Raw genomic sequence first — 7,449 nt, 5'->3', positions numbered from 1 at the left:
ATCAATCTCTCTTGAGAAGCGAAGGTTATTACAGAAACCGGGTTTCTCAGGGTTAACAGTCAACCGCCAGGGGGCCAGAAACCGGGTTTCTCAATCAATCTCTCTTGAGAAGCAAAGGTTATTACAGAAACCCGGTTTCTCAGGGTTAATAGCCAACAACCAACAGTCAACAACTATTAAATAAATCCTATGGTATTTAATTGGTTTCGTCGTCAATTTAATGAAAAAACAGATCAAATTCAAGAGCCACAAACCGAGGTTAAAGCCGAACCAGAAACAGTAGAGAAACCGCCCGAAACAGCCGAAAGTTCTGAACCCGCCCCTCAAATTGCTGAGGATTATTTACAGTGGGCAAAAGCAGCTTATAAAAATATTCAAAAACAACAGGAACCTGAACCGGAAGTTGAACCCGAACCCGAACCCGAAGTCACGGTAACGAATGAAATTGAACCAACGGTTTTAACCCCAGAAACGCCAGAGGTAGAAACCGTTGTTGAAACTCCTGTAGAAACCGTTCAAGCCGAGGGAACAGAACCCGAACCCGAACCCATTACCGAGTCTGTTCCTGAACCAACGGCTGTACTTGTTGAACCGCAACCCGAACCCGTTGTGACAGTTTCAGAGACGGAAGCAGAAACCCTAGAACCCTTACCCTTCTGGGCTGTATCAGCTACAGAACGTCAAGCCAGACTAGAACGGTTAAAAGAAACCGCCATTGAGGAGGAAGAACCCGAACCCAGCGAAAGGGCATCCTCAGACCCAGGAATGGAGTTTGATCAGATGTTTATGTGGTCGGCGCAAGTCTTAGCCGATCAAGGTCGCCGTCCCGATCAAGTCGCTTTAGAAGAAATTACTTGGTTACAGAAACTCTGGAAAGCTTTAGGACGAACGCGCCGCAACTTACTCAACCAATTAAAATCCATTGTCGGTCAAGGGCCATTAAATCAACAGGCCGTTGATGAAATTGAATCCATGCTATTACAAGCGGATGTGGGGGTAGCCGCAACTGATCGCGTCATTGAAGCGTTACAAAGTAAACTCCGCCAAGAAGCCTTACCCCCGGAACAAGCGATCGCTTATCTCAAACAAATCTTAAGGGGAATTTTAGAAGAACCCTTTGAGAAAGGGTATCCCATTACCTTTGCACCGGAGAAAGATACCTTAAATATTTGGTTAGTCACCGGAGTCAATGGAGCCGGGAAAACCACAACCATTGGCAAAATCGCCCATTTAGCCCAAAAATCCGATTATCGCTGTTTAATTGCGGCGGGAGATACCTTCCGAGCGGCGGCCGTTGACCAGGTGAAAGTTTGGGGCGATCGCAGTGGCGTTGAAGTGGTGGCGAACCCTGGAAAAAATACCGACCCGGCGGCGGTGGTTTATGATGCTATTGAAGCGGCGATCGCCCGAAATACAGAATTGTTAATTATTGATACGGCAGGTCGCCTGCAAAATAAAAAGAATCTAATGGAGGAACTCAATAAAATCCGTCGAGTGATTGATAAACGAGCCCCAGGAGCCACAATAGAATCATTATTAGTGTTAGATTCTACTCTGGGTCAAAACGGTTTACGACAGGCAGAAGTCTTTTCCGAGGTGGCTCAACTCAGTGGGGTGGTCTTGACAAAACTCGACGGAACTGCTAAAGGTGGTGTTGCCCTAGCCATAGTCCAGCAACTCGGCTTACCCATTCGATTTATCGGAGTTGGGGAAAGTATCGAAGATTTGCGCCCCTTTTCCAGCTACGAGTTTATTGAAGCCCTCCTAAGTGGCTAGGGAGATTAGTGACAGGGTATCTAGGCTGTGGGTGGGGAAGAACGTACAGAGTGCAGAGAAGGAGTCAGAAGCCAGAAGTCAGAAGTCAGAAGTTAATTATTTCTCCCCTGCTCCCCCTGCTCCCCCTGCTCCCCCTGCTCCCCCTGCTCCCCCTGCTCCCCCTGCTCCCCCTGTTCCCTGTTCCCTGTTCCCTGTTCCCTGTTCCCTAAAACTGAACATGACAGCCTTGCCCCTACCCAGACGCTCCGATCAATTTGCTGACTCGATTACGGGTTCTGCAACACCAGAAACCACACCAGTTTTAACCCTGAAAGAACTGGTGTCGCGTTTGCATCGAGAACAGCAAAACGTGAACGAGTTGTTAAGTTCCTTGGGGTATGCCCTGCGTAGCTTCAACAACCTGAACCAATTTTTAGAGTTAACTCCCTTAGTGGCTAGTCGGGTAACGGATGCCGATGGGGGAGCATTAGTCCTGTTTAAACCCAACGGACAAGTGCGGTTTCAACGGCTCCACTGTCAGGAAGGTCGTCAGTGTCAGGATATTCGGCAAGCGATCGAAGCCGTGACCCGACAAATCTCATTGATGCCAAAAACGAGTCTGGGAGACTTGTCGGAATCAGCGTTGCATACTTATACAGCAAATTTAGATTATCAAGTGGGTCGCTATCTGGGCTCCGATGTGCAGTTATTCGGTACGCCAATTTTGGTGAATAATGTCGAGCGGGGACGGTTGTATGTTTTTAGTCATGATCTCAATTATGTTTGGACTCCCACCCGTCAAAAATTAATTCGATTAGTCGCGGATCAAACGGCCGTTGCCATTGCGAATGATGAGTTGGCAACCTCTTTGCGAGAAAAAGAACGTTTAGATCGAGAGTTAGAAATTGGGGCGGAAATTCAGTTACAATTATTGCCGCGAAAATGCCCGACTATCCCCGGTTTAGAAATAGCAGCCCAATGTCAAACGGCGAACCGAGTGGGAGGAGATTATTATGATTTTATTCCTTCTAATTTTGACAAACGGGGTTATCATCCCTCGATCCACCCTGATGAACGCTGGGGGATTGTGATTGGGGATGTTATGGGCAAAGGGGTTCCGGCGGGTTTAATTATGACCATGACGCGAGGAATGTTACGCGCCGAGGTGCTCAACCGCCATTCTCCGGCTCAAATTTTGGGACATTTGAATCAAGTCATGTATGCGGATTTGGAAAATTCCAACCGTTTTGTGACGTTATTTTATTCAGAATATGATCCGGTGACTCGCATCTTGTCCTATAGCAATGCGGCTCACCATCCCCCGTTATTATGGCAAGTGGCGACGAATCATATTCGACGGTTGGATACTCTGGGAATGTTGATTGGATTAGATTCTGATACTCACTATTATGAAGCTCAAATCCAACTTTATCCAGGGGATACTATTATTTATTATACCGATGGATTCACGGATGCAATGAATCAACGGGGCGATCGCTTTGATGAGGAAAATCTGAGTCAAGCTTTTCATTGGGCGTGTCAGAATTGTAGAAATCCCCAGGCAATTCTTGACTATTTGTTTGAACAAGTTCAACAGTTTATTGGTTCAGGAAACCGAAATGGGGATGACATGACCCTCGTAGTGTTGCAAGTTCAATCTAGCAACGGAGGCAATATCGATGATGCTGGTTTTAATACTGAATCCTGTTGATGGGTTTAATATTCTCCATCACGGTTTAGACCTCATGACTCAGGCTACGATTTTAGCTCAACAAGTGGATGTGGATATTGTTGCTGATTTTCAAAGAACATGGAACCACATCGTTAAAACAGGTCAAATCTGGGCATTTTTTATTGGGGTTGCTGCGGGATGGGGAATTAAGAGTTTATTACCTTAAAATACTAAAGCCTGCTTCCGATTTATCACTGGAAGAAGGCTTTAGTTTGATATTAACCTGGCACCGAGCTATTTTCCCAGGCGGCTACCCGCCAAGTATCTTCGCCGTATCAGCGTTTCACAGCCGAGTTCGAGATGGATCGGAGTGGTTCCACTGAGCCATAGGCACCAGGAAAGCTTTGTAAACTTTTCGGTGATTTTTGAGGATTTAGCGTTTCGCTTGTTTTCCTCTCACAATTTACTAATCTACTGCCTTTTTATGGGAATGTCAACCCCTTTTTCAAAAAAAATTTGAGATCGCTCAAACCCAGACTGTTCAGCGTTTCTAGGATTAAAGAGCAGCCCTCTAGCCCAAATATGGCAAAATAGAAAGGATTGTCTAAAATTGCCCAACTTGTCGAAACCCATGACTGCAACGACCCCAAGCCAAGCCACAAAATACGAACCCTTCAGTACCGAAGCCAAATGGCAACAGTATTGGGAAGCTCATCAGGTGTTTAAAGCTGACCCCAACCAACCGGGGGAACCTTATTGTATTATGATTCCCCCTCCCAACGTCACGGGGAGTCTGCACATCGGTCATGCCTTTAATAACTCCCTAATTGATGCTCTGATTCGGTATCATCGCATGAAGGGTGACAACGCTTTGTATTTACCGGGGATGGATCACGCCAGTATTGCTGTGCAAACGATTTTAGAACAACAACTTAAAACAGAAGGAAAAACTCGCTACGATTTAGGACGAGAAAAATTTTTAGAACGCGCTTGGGAATGGAAAGAAAAATCAGGCGGAACAATTGTTAATCAGTTGCGACGGTTAGGGGTTTCTTGTGATTGGACACGGGAACGCTTTACCCTGGATGAAGGATTATCAAAAGCCGTATTAGAAGCATTTATTCAGTTATATGAAGATGGGTTAATTTATCGGGGTAAATATTTAGTAAACTGGTGTCCAGCAAGTCAATCGGCGGTATCAGATTTAGAAGTTGAAAATAAAGAAGTGAATGGCAATTTGTGGCATTTTCGCTATCCGTTAACTGATGGTAGTGGTTATGTAGAAGTAGCAACAACTCGACCAGAAACAATGTTAGGGGATACGGCGGTGGCGGTTAATCCCAATGATATTCGCTATAAAGAATTAATCGGAAAAACCGTAACTTTACCGATTATGAAACGGGAAATTCCGATTGTTGGCGATGAATTTGTTGATCCAACTTTTGGCACGGGTTGTGTTAAAGTGACTCCGGCTCATGATCCGAATGATTTCCAAATGGGTCATCGCCATCAATTGCCGATGATTAATATTATGAATCAGGATGGCTCTCTGAATGAAAATGCGGGGCCATTCGTGGGACAGGATCGATTTGTAGCGCGAAAAAATGTAGTTCAACGCCTCAAAGATCAGGGATTTTTAGTTAAAGTTGAAGACTATAAACATACAGTTCCCTATAGCGATCGCGGTAAAGTTCCCGTAGAACCGCTATTATCAACCCAATGGTTTGTTAAGATTAGACCTCTAGCGGATAAAGCCTTAAATTGTTTAGATCAACAGGATTCTCCCGCCTTTGTTCCTGACCGTTGGACTAAGGTTTATCGAGATTGGTTAGTTAAATTAGAAGATTGGTGTATTTCCCGACAATTGTGGTGGGGTCATCAAATTCCGGCTTGGTATGTGATTAGTGAAACGGAAGGAAAAATTACCGATGAAACACCGTTTATTGTGGCGAGAACTGAAGCGGAAGCGAAGGAAAAAGCGATCGCCAAATTCGGAGAAGCAGTAATTTTAGAACAAGATCCTGATGTTTTGGATACTTGGTTTTCTTCCGGTTTATGGCCATTTTCAACCTTGGGATGGCCAGAACAAACCTTAGATTTAAGCAAATATTATCCCACCAGTACCCTGTCAACGGGGTTTGATATTATCTTTTTCTGGGTTGCTCGGATGACGATGATGGGGGCATATTTTACCGATAAAATGCCCTTCAAAACCGTTTATATTCACGGGTTAATCCGAGATGAAAATGGCAAGAAAATGTCTAAATCCGCCGGAAACGGGATTGATCCGTTATTACTGATTGATAAATACGGAACTGATGCCGTGCGGTTTACGTTAATGAAAGAAGTGATAGGAGCAGGGCAAGATATTCGCTTAGAATATAATCGAGAAACCGATGAATCTGCCTCCGTTGAAGCCTCTCGAAATTTTGCCAATAAACTTTGGAATGCTTCTCGGTTTGTGATGATGAATTTAGACGGGAAATCTCCGAAACAATTAGGAGAACCCAATATTAATCAGTTAGAACTGAGTGATAAATGGATTTTATCTCGCTTTAACCAAACCGTTAAACAAACCCGTGAAGATATGGACAATTACGGTATTGGTGAAGCAGCAAAAGGCATTTATGAGTTTATTTGGGGAGATTTTTGTGATTGGTATATTGAATTAGTTAAACCCCGTTTACAAGCAGAAAATACTGATTCTCGTCATGTTGCTCAACAAACCTTAGCCTATATTTTAGAAGGGATTTTAAAACTTCTCCATCCGTTTATGCCCCATATTACCGAAGAAATTTGGCATAGTTTAACGCAAACGGTCGAAGAAGATTGTTTAGCATTACAAGCTTATCCAGTTGTCATAGAAGAGAATATCTTAGAAGTACAACGGTTAGGAAAATTTGTTAAAGACCCTGATTCAATTGTCGGTCAATCCGTTAGAATTTTGTTGGAATTACCGGAAGTTTTAGGAGGTTTCTTTAAACAATATCAAAAACCTCTAATTCTGACGGGACTGTTTTTCATTGCCTTTTTAACGATTAAATGTTTTGCCGCTGCATTGAACGCAATTAATGAATTTCCCTTACTTCCCGCTATTTTTGAATTGATTGGGATGGGATATTCCGGTTGGTTTGTGTATCGTTATTTGTTTAAAGCATCCCAACGAGAGGAACTTGGGAAAATTTTAAAAGAGTTTAAAACGGAATTTATTGGCAGTGCTAAACCCCTTGCACAAGACCATCAAAACTTCCAAACTCCTACTATTTCTTCTACAGTTTCTCAAGATCTATCGAGTGAAATTACCGGGATTATTGATCCTAAATTAGAGGCAGATTTTGAGTTAATTATTGGAGCGATTCGTACCGTCAGAAATTTACGCGCTGAAGCGGATATTAAACCCAAAATGAAAGTGAATGCAATTCTGCAAACCGAAAGCACCAAAGAACAACAAATCTTGAAACAAGGACAAGCTTATATTCAAGAGTTAGGCAAAGTTGAAGTATTAACCATTACAGAACAATTAACTGGAAATGAAGGTCAAACCATTGCGGGAGTTGTGGGAACAGTTCAGGTGTTAATGCCTTTAGCGGGTGTGGTTGATTTGGTAGCATTCCAAACAAAATTACAGAAAAAATTAGCAAAGGTAGAAAAGGAAATTCAAGGATTTCAACGCAATTTGAATAACCCGAATTTCGTTAACCGTGCGGAACCGGAAATTGTAGAAAATACCCGCAATAATTTAGCAGAAGCTGAAAAACAGGCGGAAATTATTCGAGAACGGTTAAGTCAATTCTCTGAATAAATGGGAAGGTTACTTTATCCACAGCCTGTCAACTCTCATCCGTGAAATAGATTCCCAACCTAGGGAATCTAGGTATTTTTTAAGGTTAATAATCTGAATTATTCTTGATGCACTAAACTGTTAATCTATAGCAATGAGCAAGTTAGTCTTTACAACTTCTTGGTGCCTTTGTGTCTTTGTGGTTAAATTAAAGCTTAACCCTTGTATGCTATATATTCAC

Annotated in this window: 4 protein-coding genes and 1 rRNA gene; 4 read left to right on the top strand and 1 reads right to left on the bottom strand. The window is 43.1% G+C overall.

Translation table 11 applies throughout. The features are described 5' to 3' along the window. Window positions 1–189 precede the first annotated feature (189 nt). The 3 genes from ftsY (at window position 190) to PL8927_RS06795 (ending at window position 3,653) form a co-directional block, all read left to right on the top strand. A complete protein-coding gene (gene ftsY, locus PL8927_RS06805; RefSeq protein WP_083618929.1) occupies window positions 190–1,776 on the top strand; it encodes a signal recognition particle-docking protein FtsY in 1,587 nt (528 codons plus the stop codon). Between the two features lie 217 nt (window positions 1,777–1,993). After that, window positions 1,994–3,466 (top strand): GAF domain-containing SpoIIE family protein phosphatase, encoded by a 1,473-nt coding sequence (locus PL8927_RS06800; protein ID WP_083618928.1) that lies wholly within the window; start codon window positions 1,994–1,996, stop codon window positions 3,464–3,466. Continuing rightward, window positions 3,435–3,653: a hypothetical protein gene (locus PL8927_RS06795; protein ID WP_156093116.1), complete on the top strand. Its 219-nt coding sequence runs from the start codon at window positions 3,435–3,437 to the stop codon at window positions 3,651–3,653. The genes PL8927_RS06800 and PL8927_RS06795 overlap by 32 nt, the downstream gene beginning before the upstream one ends. Window positions 3,654–3,708: 55 nt before the next feature. Here PL8927_RS06795 and rrf read toward each other — a convergent pair. Continuing rightward, window positions 3,709–3,825, bottom strand: a 5S ribosomal RNA gene (gene rrf, locus PL8927_RS06790). A 233-nt stretch (window positions 3,826–4,058) separates the two neighbouring features. Here rrf and PL8927_RS06785 point away from each other — a divergent pair. After that, on the top strand, window positions 4,059–7,229 hold the full coding sequence (locus PL8927_RS06785) for a valine--tRNA ligase (protein ID WP_083618924.1): 3,171 nt from the start codon (window positions 4,059–4,061) through the stop codon (window positions 7,227–7,229). The last annotated feature ends 220 nt before the right edge of the window (window positions 7,230–7,449 follow it).

The organism is Planktothrix serta PCC 8927 (assembly GCF_900010725.2).
GTDB lineage: Bacteria > Cyanobacteriota > Cyanobacteriia > Cyanobacteriales > Microcoleaceae > Planktothrix > Planktothrix serta.
The sequence above is the reverse complement of the archived record's forward strand: the minus strand, read 5'-3'. Positions and strand labels throughout refer to the sequence as shown.

Excerpts from the sequence above, each read along its gene's own strand:
- PL8927_RS06795 (WP_156093116.1), top strand. The coding sequence starts at position 3,435 with ATGATGCTGGTTTTAATACTGAATCCTGTTGATGGGTTTAATATTCTC.
- PL8927_RS06800 (WP_083618928.1), top strand. The coding sequence starts at position 1,994 with ATGACAGCCTTGCCCCTACCCAGACGCTCCGATCAATTTGCTGACTCG.
- PL8927_RS06785 (WP_083618924.1), top strand. The coding sequence starts at position 4,059 with ATGACTGCAACGACCCCAAGCCAAGCCACAAAATACGAACCCTTCAGT.
- ftsY (WP_083618929.1), top strand. The coding sequence starts at position 190 with ATGGTATTTAATTGGTTTCGTCGTCAATTTAATGAAAAAACAGATCAA.